This is a genomic window from Gemmatimonadaceae bacterium (genome assembly GCA_035606695.1).
Taxonomy (GTDB): Bacteria; Gemmatimonadota; Gemmatimonadetes; order Gemmatimonadales; family Gemmatimonadaceae; genus JAQBQB01.
Map to the genome: position 1 here is coordinate 88,241 of DATNEW010000016.1, position 16,676 is coordinate 104,916.

Here is a 16,676-nt window from a genome sequence, read left to right on the forward strand (position 1 = left end):
GATCCCTCGCTGCGCTCGGGATGACAGACTGCGCTACGGCAACGCAAACGCCTCCAGCTTCGCGCCGGCGCCATTCCCCGTCGCGACGACGACGAACTGCTTCCCGGCCGCCGTGCGATACGTCATCGGCGTCGAATATCCACTCTGCCCCAACTCCGCGGACCACACCACCGAACCGTCTTTCACGTCGAGGGCATACAACGTCGCCCCGCCGCCCGTCGCGAAGATCAGACCTCCCGCGGTCACGATCGGCCCCGGCGACCCCGCGACGCCGAGCGGGGGTAGTTTGAGATCTTTTAATATCGGATTGTTACGAATTGCCGCGTTGTCGCCGAGCGGGACTTCCCACTTCGTATCGCCCGTGTTGAGATCGATCGCGACGAGCGTCCCGTACGGCGGCTTGTTGATCGGCAGCACCAGCGGCCTCGCGCCGCTGTCGCGCGGCGGAATCGTCACGCGGAGTCCCTGCGCCGAGAGGTCCGCCGTGTAATCGGCGTCGACCTCCGCACTCTTCGCCGGCTGCACGATCCTGTACAGCGCCGGTGAATTCGTCGCCTTGATGTAGATCGTTCCGCTCGTCGGATCGAACGCGCCGCCGCCCCAGCCCGCGCCGCCGATCGCGCCGGGCATCGTGATCGTGCCTTCGCGCGACGGCGGCGTGAATATAGGTCCCAGCCTATAGTCCTTGATCGCGTCGAGCGCGCGCGCCTTGATGTCCGGCGTGAAGTCGACGAGATCCGCGAAGCTGAAGCCCTGCTTCGCGAACGCCTTGGGCTTGCTCGGCACCGGCTGAGACTTTGCCGCCTGCTCACCGGGAACGTCGCTCGCCGGGACGGCGTGTTCGTTGATCGGCCAGATCGGTTCGCCCGTCACGCGATCGAACACGAACAGAAATCCCGTTTTCGCCGGCATGGCGACGATGTCGCGCGACTTGCCGTCCACGGTCACGGTGCCGAGTACGGGGGCGGTCGGAAGATCGTAGTCCCAGAGACCGTGATGCACCGTCTGGAAATACCAGACCCGCTTCCCGTTCCGCGCATCGAGACACACGATCGACTCGGCAAAGAGATCATCGCCCTTTCTCGTGCCGCCGTACCAATCGTTGCTCGGCGTGCTCACCGGCAGATACACGAGTCCGCGCTTGTCGTCGACGCTGAACGGCGCCCAGACGTTCGTGTGTCCCGTCGTCTTCCACGAGTCGTTCTGCCACGTGTCGGCGCCGTCGTCCTTCGCGCCGCGCGGGACCGGGCTGAAGCTCCACACGCGCTTTCCACTTTTCACGTCGAACGCCTGGACGTCGCCCGGCGGATCGTTCGGATAGATCAAACGATCTGCGACGCCGTTCCCGACGATCACGAGATTGTGCCACACGACCGGCGGCGACGTCTGTGTGTAGTGCAGCTTGTCGACGGGTTTTCCGTTGCGCGCGAGCTGCTTCGTGAGGTCGACGACGCCGGTGTCGCCGAAATTGTGAATCGGTTTCCCCGTCGCCGCATCGAGCGCGATGAGATTCCAGCGGCTGTTCATGAAGATTCGCCGCTGCTTTCCGTCGGTCCACGTCGCGACGCCGCGATGCACGAACCCCGTACCGTTCGGTGGCTGGCCCGCGACATACGCTTGTGGATCGTACGTCCAGAGCTCGTTGCCGGTCGTCGCATCGAGCGCGACGACGCGGTTGTACGGGGTGCTCAGGAACAACGTGTCGCCGAGCATGAGCGGTGTCGCCTGGAAATTGCCCGGACGTGTGTGGTACGTCTGATTCACCGTCTCGCCCGTCGTCCATTCCCAGACCTTGGCGAGCTTCGCGACGTTCGTTCGATTGATGTCGCTGAGCGTCGAATATTTCGTCGCCGCAAGATCGCCGCCGAACGCGGGCCACTCGACCCGCTGGCCGGCGAGTGCCGCCGGCATGGCGGCCAGGAACAGCAGGTGTTTCATTCGCATGACTTTCATGATATCACCATGTTACTGCGTCGAGGTGCGTGTGCAGCGCGCGTCACGCTTTCGCGAACTGCCGTTCCATCTCGTGCGCCGCCCGCAGCGACAACGCGCAGAACGTGAGCGTCGCGTTCGCGCAGCTTCCGCTCACCGACGTGGGCGCGCCGACCACGAAGAGATTCTCGTGATCGTGCGAGCGTCCCCACGAATCGACGACGCTCGCTGCCGGATCGGTGCCCATGCGGCATCCACCCGCGGGATGATCCTGAAAGTTGTCCACGTTGGTGCGCAGCAATTTTCCGTTGCCGGCACGCGCCATCTCGCCGAACAACGTGCGAATCGAATCCTCGGTCTGCGTGCGCAACGCGAGCGATTCAGGCGCGTCGCGAAACGCGAGCTTGGGGAGCGGATCGCCCCATTCATTCTTCTTCGATGCATCCAGCGTGAGCTCGCTCGCGCGATCCGGTATGACGTCGTAGTAGCAGCGCACGCGCGCGCTTCCCGTCTTCGTTCGCTCGCGCCAGTCGTCGAGCACGGCGCCGCCGAGCATGAGCTGCCCTTTGTCGTCGGTGAGACGCGCGGTCTTGCCGCTTGACGACTCCCAGATCCGAAGGTCGTGCCGGATGTACGGCCTGCCGGGCTCGAGCCGCATGAACTGCTTCGTGACGAGACTGTGCTGCTCGTTGAGACCCGGATACAGCCGCAGTGGCAGATCGACGAATCCCTGCACGTTGCGATGCCCCGTGAGATATTTGCCGACGAGCCCCGAACTGTTCGCGACGTTCGACAGCAACAACAAATGCGTGCTCCATGTGTATCCGGCCGCGACGACGAACAGCTTCGCGCGCAACTCGACGGGCTGGTCCGGATGATCGCGATCGACCGCGGTCGCGCGCTCGATCTTTTTGCCGGTTGAATCGAGGACCAGGCGGCGGACGAGCGTGCGCGTCACCAGGCGGATACGATTGCGTTTGCGCAGATCGCTCCACGTGAAGTCCGGCGAATACTTCGCGCCGATGGGACAGATCGGCGTACACGTATCGTTCCGGCAGCATTGCGCTCGGCCGCGATACGCGATGGAATTCTTCGCCGACGGTTGACTCCACATCGCGATGCCCGCGCTCGATGCCCACTTCTCGAGCAGCTCGAGATTGTACGTGAGCGGCAGCGCCGGCATCGGAAACGGCTTCGCGCGGGGATCGAGCGCGGCCGGACCCTGCTCGCCGGCGACGCCCATCACTTCTTCCGCTTCCTGATAGAACGGATCGAGCTCGTCATACGAGATCGGCCAGTCGGTTCCGACACCGAACAGGCTGTGTTGCCTGAAGTCTTCGGGCGAGAAGCGCGGCGTCACGCCGCCCCAGTGCATGGCGAGCCCGCCGACCATCATCGAGCGAGATTGCAACGGCCCTTCGATCTCGTAGCCCTCGAGGTGATCTCGGCCCCAGGGATTCTCGCCGTAGCGCAGGAATCGTTCGCGTGCGGCGGCGCGCGATGCAAGCGGCGGCGCGTCGTCTCCGGCTTCCACGACGACGATGCTTGCGCGCGTCGTGCGCGCGAGACGGTCGGCGACCATTGCCGCGGTAATGCCCGACCCGATGATGCAGACGTCGCTCTCGATCGTCGCGTCTCGCGCCACTCGCTTCGTCGACGACTTCATCGTTCGCTCAACTTGAGCATGGGCAGCGGCTTCTTCGCCTGCTGCGCGAGCGGCCTGCACGTCTCGCGGCCGATGTGCGCCTCGTAGCACAGATCGTTCGCTTGCGTGCTGCTGTAGAAATGCGACAGAAGCGCCAGCGCGACGTGCGGTGCACTCTCGACCGACGGCATCCGATCGACGCGTTGGCTCTGAAGCGCCGACCGAACGAGCGTCTCGCGCTGCGCGATGCTGAGCGCCGCGAACGGTTTCTGGTGCGCGGAGCGCGCCGCGGCGTCGAGATCGTCGAGCTGTCTGGTCCAGCGCGTCACCGGCGTCGGTCCCGTCGTGCGCAGGCGCGACGTGCCATACCCGTGATTCAACTCCGCGCCTTCGCGATATCCTGTTTGCCAGTCACGGAACTCACTCGCTGCGTGCAGCAACCCGGCGCGGCCAAGTGCCTTGGCCGGCAGCACGACTTCGGCGAGCGCGTTGAGTGTGGACGGATCGGCTCGCAGGTGCGCGATCGCCGCCGCATGCGCGCGGCGCACGACGACGGCGAGTGGGGCGGTTGCCGCGAGTGAGGCGAGGAATCCGCGTCGCGTCAGCACAAAAGAGGGCATGACCTGGAGGATGCCGCGCGCGTGGAAGCTCCGCTAGGTCCAACCGATACCACGGACGAACTTCGGATCACTGCGGACCGGTACGGAGACGGCGTGAAGTGCCGTTGACTGCGGTTTGGTGACTTTTGAGCTCAGATCCTTTATGAACCCCTTCTGGACGCTCCCGCATTCGAGCTTCCTGAGGGTTTTCTAAAGAAGTGTTTAAACCGCAGTCGACTGCGGTTGACTGCAGTTTCCGCCATCTCCGTGCCGGTCCGCCGTTGTCCGCCGTTCGTCCGTGGTAGGCTTTGCAGTTACTTGATGATATGCCCGAGCCGGGTCCACCGAATGGCTGTGATGAATGGCAGCGGCCGATCCGTAGTCGTCCCGGCACAATTGAGCTCGTCGACATTGTCCGGCGGATTCGGCGTGTACGAGTAGTACACGAACAACGGACGTCCGCGAATGTTCTCCTTCGGCACCACGCCCCAATACCGGCTGTCCTTGGAGCAGTAGCGGTTGTCGCCCATCATGAAATAGTGATCCTTCGGAATGACGAGCGGTCCCCAGTTGCCCAGCGTCGGCTGCGCGGGCGGTGGGCCGAAGCGCGAGTTCTTGATTTCGATGGAGTGCTGCCAATCGAAGTCGGCGTTGACCGCCGTGTCGTTCTGAATGGGATTCGTGCCCGTGAACCCCTGCCGCTGCGGAAGCCCGTCGAGATACAACAGGCCGTTCCGCATGTAGAGTGTGTCGCCCGGCATACCCTTGAGGCGTTTGACGAGCGTCGGCGTGAAGTCCGGCGCGTTGTCGGCCTGATAGGGCGAAATGAACACGATGACGTCATCATGCTTCGGCTGCGTGTAGCCCGGCAGATGCGCGTTCGTGAATGGAATGCTCGGTCCGTAGGCGAGCTTGTTCACGAAGAGCCAGTCACCGATGAGCAGCGTCGGGATCATGCTGCCCGACGGAATGCGAAACGCTTCGATGAACAGCGTCTTCACGAACAGGTAGATGAGCACCGCGCCGGCGAGCGATTTGAAGTTCTCCCAGAGCCATTTGCCGGCGGGCTGAGAGTTTTTCTTCTGGCCGCTGTTCGCGCGCGCTTGCGCGACGACGTTGGCGGGCTTGGAACTCTTGGAGGCGGATTTGCGAGCGGTCTTGGCCATAGCGAGAGGGAATCTATGCGACCATACGTCGGACCGCCTTCCGAAGTTCCTTCGTCGTTTCCTGGTGCGGAATAGCCGCGGGGGGACGCACGCAGTGAGCGCGCGTCCCCCCGAGCCGTAGCCGACGTTCGACTACTTGATGTGCTTGTTGACGAGCTTGGTCATCTCGAACATCGAGACCTTGCCCTTGCCACCGAAGACCGGCTTGAGCTTGTCGTCGGCGTTGATCATGCGACGCTCTTTCGCGTCCTGAAGCCCGTTGCGCTTGATGTAGCCCCAGAGCTTCTTCGTGATCTCGGTACGGGGAATAGGGTTGCTGCCGACCACCGCGGCGAGCGCCGCATCTGGCGTCATCGGCCGCATGAACGCCGCATTCGGCGTGCGCTTGGCGCCGCCCTTCTTCGCGGCCTTCTTCGCGCCGCCCTTCTTCGCCCCGCCCTTTTTCGCGCCGCCCTTCTTGGCTCCGCCCTTCTTCGCGCCGCCCTTCTTGGCGGACTTCTTTCCACCCTTCTTTGCAGCCATTCTCTCTCCCGGTAGATGGAATGGTTGGGGTTGTCGTGCAAAGCAATCGCGATTTTCCCTATGAAAACCGTGTGCTTCGAGGGAGAAAAGTATGTCGCTTCAGAGGGAATGCAATAGGGAAAGTGCGTTTTTCTCCTATGAAGAATCGCGTTTTTCCCTCTGAGAAGCGCTCATTCTTCGCCGTTTTCCCTATGAAAACCGCTCGTCGCGGCGCGAGAAATCGCCGCCGCCATGACCTGCGTCACACCACGCGCACGAACGAAAATCGCGATTTTTCATAGGGGAAAACTCTCGAGCAGCGCGATCATCTGCAGATCGTACGGGTCCGGCGCCGGATCATCCTCCGCAATCTCATAGTTCAATTGCGGCGTCTCGAGAATCAACGGAATTCCCGCCGACCGCCGATCGCGCACGATCTGCCGAAACGCACCGTCGCCGATCTGCCCATCGCCGATCAGCACGTGGCGATCCTTGTTCGATCCCAGCTCGCCTTCGCTGTCGTTCAGATGCAGAAATCCCGGCGGCTCGCCCGTCGCCTCCTCGAATTCATCGAACGCGCGCGACACCGCGCCGTCCTCGCGCAGATCGTAGCCCGACGAAAACAGGTGACAGGTATCGAGGCCGTATCCCGTTCGCGCACGATGCTGCTTCGGCACTTGGCGCAGAATCGCGCCCACCTCCGCCGCGGTCTTCGCGAACGTCCGCCCCGCGCCCGCGGTGTTCTCGACGAGCACACGCGTCGCTCCCGACGGCACATGTTCCAACGCGTGCACGATCGCACGCGCCACACGCTCGGCGGCCGCTTCACGATCGTCGTCCGTCGCCGCCCCTGGATGAAAGCAGATGGCGCCGATGCCCAGTGCGCTCGAGCGCTCCAGCTCCTTGGCGAGTCCATAGCGCGCGCGCGTCGACTTCTCCTCGTCGGGCGTCGCCGTGTTCAACACGTACGCCGCGTGCGCGACCACGAACCGCGGATCGATCTTCGCTTCCGCGAGCGCGGCGCGAAATCGCTCCACGCGCTCCGGCTTGATCGAAATCTTGTCGCCGTAGTATTTCGGAATGGCGGTGAAGATCTGCAACGCGCGCATTCCCGAGGCCCCCGCCCGGCGCGCCGCCATGTGAATCCCGCCGTTGTCGATCGTGTGCGCGCCGAAATAGTGGGTCACCTGTGCTCTCCCGCGATTATCCGGTTGCCTGCTCCCTCCAGAGGTCGATCATGCGCGATCCTCCGACGAGATCAACACTCTCCGGATTCTTCAACCGTCGCAAGCGGCGCACGACTTCGGCGATGCGCAACGCCTGCTCGTGAATCACCTCGAGCAGCTCGCTCGTCTCTCCGCGGTCGCGCAGCTCCATTCGCATCAGCTCGGCGCTGCCGAGAAGCGCGGTGAGCGGATTGTTGATCTCGTGCTGGAGCGAGAGCGTGGCTTCGCCGATGCCCGAGAGCCAGCGTGCGCGCGACAGCTCGGCCTCGGCCTGTCGTCTCGTGCGCTCCTGCGAAATGCGCCCGCGCGTCACCATGAGCCGCGCGCGCAGCTGCTCCGGCGTCGTCGGCTTCGTGATGAAATCATCCGCGCCCGCGTCGAGCAACGACTGCAGCGCTTCCGGACAGTCGCGCCCCGCGAGAAACATCACGAAGACCTGATCGCCGTCCTCGGTCTCGCGAATGCGGCGGCAGACTTCGATTCCGTCGACGATCGGCATGTCCGCATCGAGCACGACGACGTTCGGCCGCCACTCCTCGAAGGTGCGCCACGCCTCGCCGCCGTCGCACGCCACTTCGGTCTCGAGCCCCAGCTCGGCCACGACGGCAACGACGAGCAGCCGCACGAGCGGATCGTCGTCCGCGACGAGCACACGAAGCGCCTCGTTCCCGGGTGTGCTCACTTGAGACGGCCCACGCGCACGACGTTGCCCGCGGTGACGCCACTCGCGCGCTTCTCCGCCCAGCCGACGGCGAGCATGCGCCCCGCGAACGCGACGCTCGGCAGCGCGGCCGCATCCACGTCGCGCGACGCAACGGTGTGCATCTCGAACAGATGTCCCTGCGTCGTCGACGTCGCCACGTCGACCTGCTCGCGCGCGCCGTTCGGCTCCTCGTACGCCACGGCGACACGATCGCCCTGGGCGGCGATCGCGGTGGCCACGAGACGTTCGCCGTAGATCACGGGTACGGGAGAGTGAAGCATCGAGCCCATGGTGTGCGCGAAGAAAACGCCCTTGCCCTCGGGCGCGAACATCGAGTAGGCGACGTACACGTCGTCCCCCACCGTCGTGAGAGACGGCGGCGGACGGCGGCAGCCACTCGAGCTGACGTCCGTAGTATCGACCGATTGCGGCTGCGCCCAAGTTTTTCCTGAATCCGGCGACGAAGCGAGCAACAGATTGGCGCTACTGTCCCGTCGTACGGCCCACCAGACCGCGAACGTGTGCACCGTCCCAACGGCCGCTGTCACAGAAGGCGTGCATTGCATTGCTTCGGGCGGCAGTCCCGCGAGATGCACCGAATCCGCGACATAGCGAACACTGCCGGTCGTGTCCACGACGAGCCGCGCCGTCGGCGACGGACGAGCGATCGCGACGGGATCGCGCCACTCGACGGGCGGCGATTCGCAGCCCGCGAATGCCACCAGCGTCAGCCCGAGAACGATCAATCGGCGGAGCATGGCGCAGAATACTCGGGAAGCCTCGGAGCGAAAAGCGCGGTATGTTTGAAGGACCACACTCTCCGCCATTCTGAGGATCTATGGCCGTCCGCACCGCTCCCGAAACAGCGTCCGAACGCTCCGCCGCCGAATCACGACAGGCTGAAGACACCATTCATCCGCGTTCGGCTCCGCTCTCCGGCTTCAACGGCACGCGCCGGGTACCGACGCCGATCAACGAACCGATCAAGAGCTATGCGCCCGGTTCGCCCGAACGCATCGCCTTGAAGGCGCGCCTGGCCGAGATGGCGAACGAACGCGTCGACATTCCGATCGTCATCGGCGGCAAGGAAATTCGCACGGGCGAGACCGCGCAGGCCGTGATGCCGCACAATCACCGCCACGTGCTCGGGGATTGGCACAAGGCGTCGACGAAGCACGTCGAGCAGGCGATCGCCGCGGCGGCCAAGGCGCGCGAAGAATGGGCGAACTGGGCGTGGGAAGATCGCGCCGCCGTTCTGCTCAAGGCGGCGGAGCTCTTGTCGACGACGTGGCGCGCGACGCTCAACGCCGCGACGATGCTCGGCCAATCGAAGACGGCGTTTCAGGCCGAGATCGATTCGGCGTGCGAGCTGATCGACTTCTGGCGCTTCAACACGCACTTCGCGCAGGAGCTGTACGACGAGCAGCCGATGTCGTCGCCCGGCATGTGGAACATGACGGACTACCGCCCGCTCGAGGGATTCGTCTACGCGGTGACGCCGTTCAACTTCACGGCGATCGGCGGCAACCTGCCGACGGCCGCGGCGCTCATGGGCAACACGGTGATCTGGAAGCCGGCGTCCAGCGCGATGCTCTCGGCGCACTACGTAATGCGCATTCTCGACGAAGCGGGCATGCCGCCGGGCGTGATCAACTTCGTACCGGGCGATCCGGCCGAGATCTCGAACACGCTGTTGTCGCATCGCGATCTCGCCGGGGTGCACTTCACCGGCAGCACGACGGTGTTCAACAGTATGTGGAAGACGATCGGCGCGAATATGTCGCAATATGCTACTTATCCACGCATCGTCGGCGAAACGGGCGGCAAGGACTTCATCGTCGCGCATCCGTCGGCCGATCCGCAGGCGCTCGCCGTCGCGATCGCGCGCGGCGGCTATGAGTATCAGGGACAGAAATGCTCGGCGGCGAGCCGCGTCTACGTTCCGCGGTCGCTGTGGAACGAAGTGCGCGATCGCGCCGTTTCGATGATCGAAGAGATCCGCGTCGGCGACGTGCGCGATTTCCGCAACTTCATGGGCGCCGTCATCGACGAGAAGGCGTTCCGCAAGATCAGCGACTATCTCGGCGACGCGAAGAAGAATGCCAAGATCGTTACTGGAGGAACGGCGGAAGGAAAGGACGGCTACTTCATCAAGCCGACGCTGATTCAGACTGAGAATCCCAGCTACCGCCTCCTCTGCGAGGAGATCTTCGGTCCGGTCGTCACGGCGTACGTGTACGACGACGACAAATGGGAAGACACGCTGAAGGTCGTTGACACCACGTCGCCGTACGCGCTCACGGGCGCCGTGTTCGCGAACGACCGCGGCGCGGTGCGCGAAGCGATGATGGCCCTGCGCAACGCCGCCGGCAACTTCTATGTGAACGACAAGCCGACGGGCGCCGTCGTGGGTCAGCAGCCATTCGGCGGCGCGCGTGGCTCGGGTACGAACGACAAGGCGGGCTCCAAGCTCAACCTGGTGCGGTGGATCAGCGCCCGGTCGGTCAAGGAGACGTTCTCGCCGCCGCTCGACTACAAGTATCCGTTCATGGCGGAGGAGTAGCTCGAATCGTATTGTAGGCGGCATGGGGATGACCGCCGCCAGTTCAAGGACATTGACGGCCGACGTGCACGCTCGGAGCTCCGAGCGCCGCGTCGGCCGTCTTGGCATCGCTCGCGCTGGTGTTCGCGTTCGCGGTGGTCGAGAATACGGTCGGCGCGGGGCATCGCACGCACTCATGACGACATTTTAAGAATGCTCATTATCGATCAGAATACCGTCGAGCGCCTCCTGCCGATGCCCGCGTGCATCGAGCTGATGCGCGACACGCTCGCCGCTCTGGCGCGCGGCGACGCGGTGCTTCCGCTCCGCACGGTGCTCAAAATTCCCGACGGCGCGTTCGCGGTGATGCCCGCCTACCTCGGCACACCGCCGACGATCGGCGCCAAGATCATCACCGTGTTTCCGCGCAATCACGGCACGGCGTTCGACTCGCATCAGGGCGCCGTGCTCCTGTTCGATTCGGACAACGGCAGCCTCGTCGCGGTCATGGACGCGACGTCGGTGACGACCATTCGCACCGCCGCGGTCTCGGGCGTGGCGACCCAGGTTCTCGCACGCGACGATGCCTCATCGCTCGCGATCCTCGGCGCCGGCGTGCAGGGACATTCGCACCTCGAGGCCATGTGCGCTGTGCGTTCGATCAAGACCCTCCACGTGTGGAGTCGAAGTTCCGAGCACGCGCGGCGGCTTGCCGACGTCGGCCGCGAGCGCTTTCAGCTCGATTCACACGTCATGAGCATGGCCGAGGACGCGGTGCGCGGCGCCGACATCGTCTGCACCACCACGTCGTCGAGCGAGCCGGTCCTCCACGGCGACTGGCTCGCGCCGGGAGCGCATATCAATGCCGTCGGTGCGTCGCAGCCGCATGCGCGCGAAGTAGACACGCGGGCGGTCGTGCGCTCGCGACTCTACACGGATCGACGAGAGTCGGCCCTCAAGGAACCCGGCGACGTGATCGTACCCTTGCACGAAGGTGCGATCACGCCCGAACACATCGTGGGTGAGGTCGGCGAGGTCGTGATCGGACGCGTGGTCGGCCGGCGCAACGCCGACGAGATCACGATGTTCAAATCCTTGGGCTTGGCCATCGAGGACCTGGCGTCCGCGGCGCACGTCTACGCCGAAGCGCGCCGGCAGGGCGCGGGTGTCGACGTCGAGCTCGGCGGAGCGCGCAGTGCCGCCCACTGAGCCGATAGAAGCGCCGACGATCGGCGACGTTCGCGCCGCGCGCGACCGCATTGCTTCCACGGTCGTTCGGACGCCGCTGCTCCGGCTCGACGTCGATGGGCCCGCCGAGATTTATCTCAAGCTCGAGAATCTGCAGCCGATCGGGTCGTTCAAGCTGCGCGGTGCGACGAATGCCATGCGCATGCTTGGGCCCGAGACGCTCGCACGGGGCGTGTACACCGCGAGCGCGGGAAATATGGCGCAGGGCGTGGCGTGGGGCGCGCGCGAGCTCGGTGTTCCGTGCACCGTGGTGATGCCCGAGAGCGCGCCACGCACGAAGGTCGATGCCGTTCATCGACTCGGCGCGCGGATCGTGTCCGTTCCGTACGAGGAGTGGTGGGCGACGCTTGCCGCGCAGGGCCGCGACGGTATCGACGGGACGTTCATTCATCCGGTCGCGGATCGCGGCGTGATTGCCGGCAACGGCACCGTCGGCATCGAGATCGTCGAAGATTTGCCGGACGTGGATGCCGTGCTCGTTCCGGTCGGCGGCGGCGGATTGGTTTCGGGTATCGCCGTCGCGGTCCGTGCGCTGTCGCCGAATGCCAAGGTGTTCGGATGCGAAGTCTCGACGTCGACGCCGCTCACCGCCGCGCTCGCCGCGAACGGGCCGGTAACAGTCGAACGAACGCCCAGTTTCGTGGATGGAATTGGCGGTCGTGGCGTGCTTCCTGAGATGTGGCCACTGCTGCGAGCTCTGTTGAACGGCGCGCTCGTGTCGCCGCTCGACGAGGTTGCTTCGGCGGTTCGCCTGCTCGTGGAGCGGGCGCGCGTCGTTGCGGAAGGCGCTGGTGCGACACCGGTGGCCGCGGCGCTTGCCGGACGCGGCGGCGCAGGCAAGGTCGTGTGTGTCGTGTCGGGCGGAAACATCGACTCGGTCGTTCTGGCCGAGCTTCTCACGCGTTGACGTTCTCGTCCAGCCGGACGCGAAAGCGGTCGCGTTTGCCTAACGTTTACGGCCCGGTTTGGCACCTATCCTGCCAAGTATATCGTCACGCGCGACTCGCGCGGGTCGCCCGATGGCGGGGGGCTTTGGCGATCAGCTGCTGCGGGGCATAGATGCGGACAATTACTGACTCCACCGGCACACAGTGGACAGTGTTCGAGGTAAAACGGCAAGGCGGGGTGTCAGACCGGTGGTCGTACTTGCCGGAGGAGTTTGGGGACGGTTGGCTCTGCTTCGAATCCGACGTGAGCAAGCGGCGATTGACGCCGGTGCCTGCGGGATGGCGATCGCTGAGCGATCCTGAGCTGATCACTCTTCTCGGCAGGGCGCAGACGGTGAACCGGCCGAAGACGTCGCTGGAAGACAGACCGAACGCGTAGCGCCAAGCGCTACGCGTTCGTGTTTTGTGGACCGAATTTTTCCCGCCTCAGGGCTTCCTGGCCTTGGCGATCGAGCGGTAATACTCCTCGACGTTTGCCTTGTACGCCGGCGGCACGTCACCCGAGCGCTCCAGCAGCACACGCGTCGAGTCCCCTTGGCCGAGCGAGCGGCGCAAGCTGAATTCGAAGTCTTTGAATCCTTCGACGGTGCGCGCGCGCAGCTCCTTCGCTGTATGAGAATCCTCTAATATTTGAGGATTGGTAAGCTGCCGCAGTCCGTCGATCGCGCGATCGAGCTCGGTTGTCGGCATGCCCTGTTTGGCGAGCTGTTGACGCAGTGCTTCGGCTTCGGCCAGACGCTGCTGTGCCTCGCGGCTGAACTGTTGCGCGTCATCGGGAGAGAGTCGGCCGCCGCCTGGCTGTGCGTTGCCGCGCGGCACGCCGCCGTTTCCGGGGCCCCCATTTGGAGACGCGTTCTGTGCGCGTCCACCGCCACCGCCTTGACCTTGTTGGCCGCGCTGGCCTTGCTGGCCCTGCTGGCCCTGCTGACCTTGGCCTTGCTGGCCCGACTGGCCTTGTTGGCCCTGCGCGCCTTGTTGGCCTTGTTGGCCTTGCTGTCCCTGCGATTGCTGGCCGTTGCGCAGCCCGCGCTGCGCGTCCTTCTGTTGGTTCGGCTGAGCGCCTTGTTGCGCCTGCCCACTCTGCTGCTGCTCCGCGCGCTGGCGCATGCGCTCATCGAGCGATTCCACGCCGCGCACGAGATTGCGCGCTTGATCCGCCGCCTGCGCCTGCTGCCGCTGCCCGTTGCCTGACTGCGCCGCGGTCTGCGCCTGTTGCAGGCGCTGCCCCAGATCCGCGATGTCGGCTCCGATCTGCTGCTCGGCGGAATTCATCCAGTCCGTCGGTGCCGTGCGCGTCTGCTGCTGTGTGTAGCGCAATTTCTCCTCGACCTTGCGTCCGCGGAGCGTATCAGCCGCGGTGCCGAGCGCGCGCGAGAGATCACGCTGGTCGCGCTTGCTGTCGAGTGCCATGCGATCCAGCTTCGACTTGAGATCGCGCACTTGATCGGCCATCGCACCCTTCTCCTGCGCGATCGACTGGCGAAGCTGCTGCTGCTGCTGTTGCTGCTGTTGCTGCTGTTGCTGCTGTTGCTGCTGCTGCGCATTCGCTCCGGTCGCCGCTCCGGCCTGGCCGAGCTGCTGCACGTCCGACTGCACCTTCTTTTCCTGCTCGGCGAGCTGCTGCGCCTGTTTCATTGCATCGTCCAGGTCGCGGGTACCGCGGCCGTTCTTCTCCTGATCGAGCAGCCGCCGCGCATCCTGCAAGTTGTTCAGTGCTTGCGCCGCGTCGCTCGCGCCCGACTTTTGACCGTTTGCCGCGGCGCGCCGCATCTGGCTCGCTGCGTCCTGGAGCCGGCGCGCCGCGTCAGAGAGCGCCTGATTCTGCTGCTCGCGGGCAAGTCGCTCGAGCTTCCGCGCCTCGTCTTCGGCCTGCTGCGCGAGATCGCGCTGCGACTGCCCGCCCGAAGAACCCGACTGGCCCATGCGGCCGAGACTGTCCGCTTTCGCGCGCGCACGTTCGTTCTCCTGCTGCTGGCGCGCCGCGAGCTGGCGCAGCTTCTCCGCCGTCTCGTCGACCTGATTGTCCGCCTGCTGCTGTTGCTGATTCTGCTCGCCGCGCTGCACGGTCTCGTACTGGTTGCGCAGACGATCCTTCTGCAGCTCGAAGATGTCGGCGAGATCCTCGGCATTGGTGCGATTGCCGCCGCCGCCACCGCCGCCACCCTGCTGATTCATCGTGACCTGAATCTCGCGGAAGACGGCTTCGGCGCGTTGCAGCTGCGTCAATGCGCGCTGCTCGGGCCCGCGCGCACTCGTCGCATTGTTGTTCGTGAGCGCCTTCTCCGCCGTGTCCATCGCCGCCGCGGCCTTCGATAGAATGTCCGCGATGCGCTTCCAGTTGCTGTCGCTGCTCGCGATGCCGCGCTGCACCAGCCGATCGGCGAGTTGATTCGTCTGCTCGCGAAGACGCTGCTGCGACAGGCGAATCGTCGCGAGGTTTTCCTCATACGACTTCTTTTCCGTCTGGGCGCTGTCGCGCGCGGTCTTGAACGTGGCGGCGATGATGTCGCGCTCGCGTTGCGACAACTGGCCGGCGTCGTTCTGCTGGCCGCCTCCCTGACCGCCGCCGCCACCGCCCTGACCCTGCCGATAGTCGTTTTCGTACGGCCGTACCTGCAGGAAGTACATGTCGGTGGATGTCTGCTGCGCTCCCGTTACACCGTTGTTGTCGGTCGCGCGCGCATAATACGACACGACGTCGCCGGGTTCGAGCTTCATGCCCTCGAGCATGAAGGTATAGCCCGCCGAGATGTCCTTGATGGCGCGCGTGCCCTCGTGCAGCGGCAGCGCGTGTTCCTCCGCGCCGTTCACCGAATACACCAGCTCGAGCTTCGCGACGCCATAGTCGTCCTCGGCCTGTGCCTCGGTGTAGACCTCGTCCACGGACAGCACTTTCGTGTCGCGCCCCGGCTTGGTGAAGTGCACCGTGGGCGGATGGTCGGGGAGGACGTCGATCGTATAGTCGAGCGAGCCCGTCACGAGACGGCCTTGAGGACCCTCTAATTCAACTTTATAAAAACCCGGCTTGTCCACGCGCAGCATGGCCATCAGATGGCCGTCGTTGGTCGGCACGAGCTTGAGCGTGTCGCCCGCGTCGGTGACGAGGCGCCCGCCAGCCGTCGCGACCGTCGGCGCGACGCGCACGCGCACCATCGTCCCCTTGAGCGCCGCGATGTCGCCGGTGCTGTCGACGTCCTGCGGGTCCATTTGCGTGTACGCAGGGAAGCGGTATTGAAGATCGATCTGCTTCACGAACGGCAGGTTCGACACGTCGAGCGTGTAGACGGATGAGCGCACACCGTTCGCTTCGACCAGGTATTCCATCTTTCCGCCGATGTCGAACAGCCGCGACGCAAACGCGCCGGTGCTGTCGGCCGCCATCGGCACGCGCGACCAATTCGTCGAATCAGCCGAGCGGACCAGGAGCTCCACATGCTCGGATTGGAAGCCGCGCAACTTGGCTTCGATGAGCTCATCGCCACCCTTGGCGATCGTCGCGTTGCCCGGTTCGACGGAAATGCTGAACATGCTCGCCGGCGTCGCCGCCGCCCACGGTGTCGCGACCAGCTTGACGCCGGTGCGAATCACGCTCGGACCGAAGACGGTGAGCACCAACGTCGCGAAGGCGACGGCGGCGAAGATTCCCGCGTTCGTTCTCAGCTCGCCGGCGTCGACGGTGCGTCCGTCGCCGACCTTGTGCGCGCGTTCGAGCGCCGAGTGCGTCAGGCGATCGACTAGCATCGGCGAACGTGGCACACCGTTCGACCGCTCGCGCCGCATCTCGACGGCGGTGATGATCGTGGCCTGCAGCGACCGCTCGTGCTCCTCGAGATAGAGCGCCACCTTGTCGTCGTCGAGGCGCGGCAGCAGCGGACGAATCACGAACCACGCCACGAGCGCAACGATGAGCGCGAGCGACCCGATGCGACCGGTGAGCACCGCACTGTCCGAATATTTGAACGCGCTCATTGCGTACGCCGATGCCGCGAGCGCCAACCAGCTCCCGGCGATCGCGATCGCCGCGCCGCGCAGCGCGCGTTTCGCGCGATATCGGTTGCGCACGCCGCGAACGACGCCGAGGAGCTGCGTGTGTTCGGACGGCAGGCCGTGTGTGGATTCCATGTAACTAACCTCGTGTGTCATCCCGAGCGAAGCTCGCTCGGGATG

At 64.9% G+C, this 16,676-nt stretch carries 12 protein-coding genes; 3 read left to right on the forward strand and 9 right to left on the reverse strand.

Translation table 11 applies throughout. From position 1 onward, the window contains the following. Positions 1 to 33: 33 nt before the first annotated feature. The 8 genes from VN706_06640 to VN706_06675 all read right to left on the reverse strand — a co-directional run bounded on the left by VN706_06640 (position 34) and on the right by VN706_06675 (position 8,530). The gene (locus tag VN706_06640; protein HXT15289.1) at positions 34 to 1,953 is read right to left on the reverse strand and encodes a PQQ-binding-like beta-propeller repeat protein; all 1,920 of its coding nucleotides are present in this window, start codon (positions 1,951 to 1,953) and stop codon (positions 34 to 36) included. 43 nt (positions 1,954 to 1,996) lie between these two features. Then, positions 1,997 to 3,598 (reverse strand): GMC family oxidoreductase, encoded by a 1,602-nt coding sequence (locus VN706_06645; protein HXT15290.1) that lies wholly within the window; start codon positions 3,596 to 3,598, stop codon positions 1,997 to 1,999. Beyond that, positions 3,595 to 4,197, reverse strand: coding sequence for a gluconate 2-dehydrogenase subunit 3 family protein (locus VN706_06650; protein ID HXT15291.1), 603 nt, complete (start codon positions 4,195 to 4,197; stop codon positions 3,595 to 3,597). The genes VN706_06645 and VN706_06650 overlap by 4 nt, the downstream gene beginning before the upstream one ends. Before the next feature lie 293 nt (positions 4,198 to 4,490). Beyond that, positions 4,491 to 5,342 (reverse strand): signal peptidase I, encoded by an 852-nt coding sequence (gene lepB, locus VN706_06655; protein HXT15292.1) that lies wholly within the window; start codon positions 5,340 to 5,342, stop codon positions 4,491 to 4,493. A gap of 132 nt (positions 5,343 to 5,474) precedes the next feature. Then, positions 5,475 to 5,864 carry an SWIB/MDM2 domain-containing protein gene (locus VN706_06660; protein ID HXT15293.1) on the reverse strand — a complete coding sequence of 130 codons (390 nt, stop codon included), beginning with the start codon at positions 5,862 to 5,864 and terminating at the stop codon, positions 5,475 to 5,477. A gap of 275 nt (positions 5,865 to 6,139) precedes the next feature. Continuing rightward, on the reverse strand, positions 6,140 to 7,030 hold the full coding sequence (locus tag VN706_06665) for a deoxyribonuclease IV (GenBank protein ID HXT15294.1): 891 nt from the start codon (positions 7,028 to 7,030) through the stop codon (positions 6,140 to 6,142). A gap of 16 nt (positions 7,031 to 7,046) precedes the next feature. Beyond that, positions 7,047 to 7,751: a response regulator gene (locus VN706_06670; GenBank protein HXT15295.1), complete on the reverse strand. Its 705-nt coding sequence runs from the start codon at positions 7,749 to 7,751 to the stop codon at positions 7,047 to 7,049. After that, a complete protein-coding gene (locus VN706_06675; protein HXT15296.1) occupies positions 7,748 to 8,530 on the reverse strand; it encodes a hypothetical protein in 783 nt (260 codons plus the stop codon). Before VN706_06675 ends, VN706_06670 begins: the two co-directional genes overlap by 4 nt. Before the next feature lie 80 nt (positions 8,531 to 8,610). Here VN706_06675 and pruA point away from each other — a divergent pair, with 80 nt between their 5' ends. The 3 genes from pruA to VN706_06690 all read left to right on the forward strand — a co-directional run bounded on the left by pruA (position 8,611) and on the right by VN706_06690 (position 12,469). Further along, positions 8,611 to 10,335 (forward strand): L-glutamate gamma-semialdehyde dehydrogenase, encoded by a 1,725-nt coding sequence (pruA, locus tag VN706_06680; GenBank protein HXT15297.1) that lies wholly within the window; start codon positions 8,611 to 8,613, stop codon positions 10,333 to 10,335. Between the two features lie 192 nt (positions 10,336 to 10,527). Next, entirely contained in the window at positions 10,528 to 11,523 is a 996-nt protein-coding gene (locus VN706_06685; protein ID HXT15298.1) for an ornithine cyclodeaminase family protein, read from the forward strand. Beyond that, entirely contained in the window at positions 11,510 to 12,469 is a 960-nt protein-coding gene (locus tag VN706_06690; GenBank protein HXT15299.1) for a threonine/serine dehydratase, read from the forward strand. The genes VN706_06685 and VN706_06690 overlap by 14 nt, the downstream gene beginning before the upstream one ends. Positions 12,470 to 12,935: 466 nt before the next feature. Here the strand turns inward: VN706_06690 and VN706_06695 are convergent, their stop codons facing one another. Beyond that, the gene (locus tag VN706_06695) at positions 12,936 to 16,631 is read right to left on the reverse strand and encodes a DUF4175 family protein (GenBank protein HXT15300.1); all 3,696 of its coding nucleotides are present in this window, start codon (positions 16,629 to 16,631) and stop codon (positions 12,936 to 12,938) included. Positions 16,632 to 16,676 lie beyond the last annotated feature (45 nt).

Bases quoted from the DNA above. Each gene is read 5' to 3' on its own strand.
- VN706_06685 (HXT15298.1), top strand. From the start codon at position 10,528: ATGCTCATTATCGATCAGAATACCGTCGAGCGCCTCCTGCCGATGCCC.
- pruA (HXT15297.1), top strand. From the start codon at position 8,611: ATGGCCGTCCGCACCGCTCCCGAAACAGCGTCCGAACGCTCCGCCGCC.
- VN706_06645 (HXT15290.1), bottom strand. From the start codon at position 3,598: ATGAAGTCGTCGACGAAGCGAGTGGCGCGAGACGCGACGATCGAGAGC.
- lepB (HXT15292.1), bottom strand. From the start codon at position 5,342: ATGGCCAAGACCGCTCGCAAATCCGCCTCCAAGAGTTCCAAGCCCGCC.
- VN706_06650 (HXT15291.1), bottom strand. From the start codon at position 4,197: ATGCCCTCTTTTGTGCTGACGCGACGCGGATTCCTCGCCTCACTCGCG.
- VN706_06695 (HXT15300.1), bottom strand. From the start codon at position 16,631: ATGGAATCCACACACGGCCTGCCGTCCGAACACACGCAGCTCCTCGGC.
- VN706_06675 (HXT15296.1), bottom strand. From the start codon at position 8,530: ATGCTCCGCCGATTGATCGTTCTCGGGCTGACGCTGGTGGCATTCGCG.
- VN706_06640 (HXT15289.1), bottom strand. From the start codon at position 1,953: ATGAAAGTCATGCGAATGAAACACCTGCTGTTCCTGGCCGCCATGCCG.
- VN706_06660 (HXT15293.1), bottom strand. From the start codon at position 5,864: ATGGCTGCAAAGAAGGGTGGAAAGAAGTCCGCCAAGAAGGGCGGCGCG.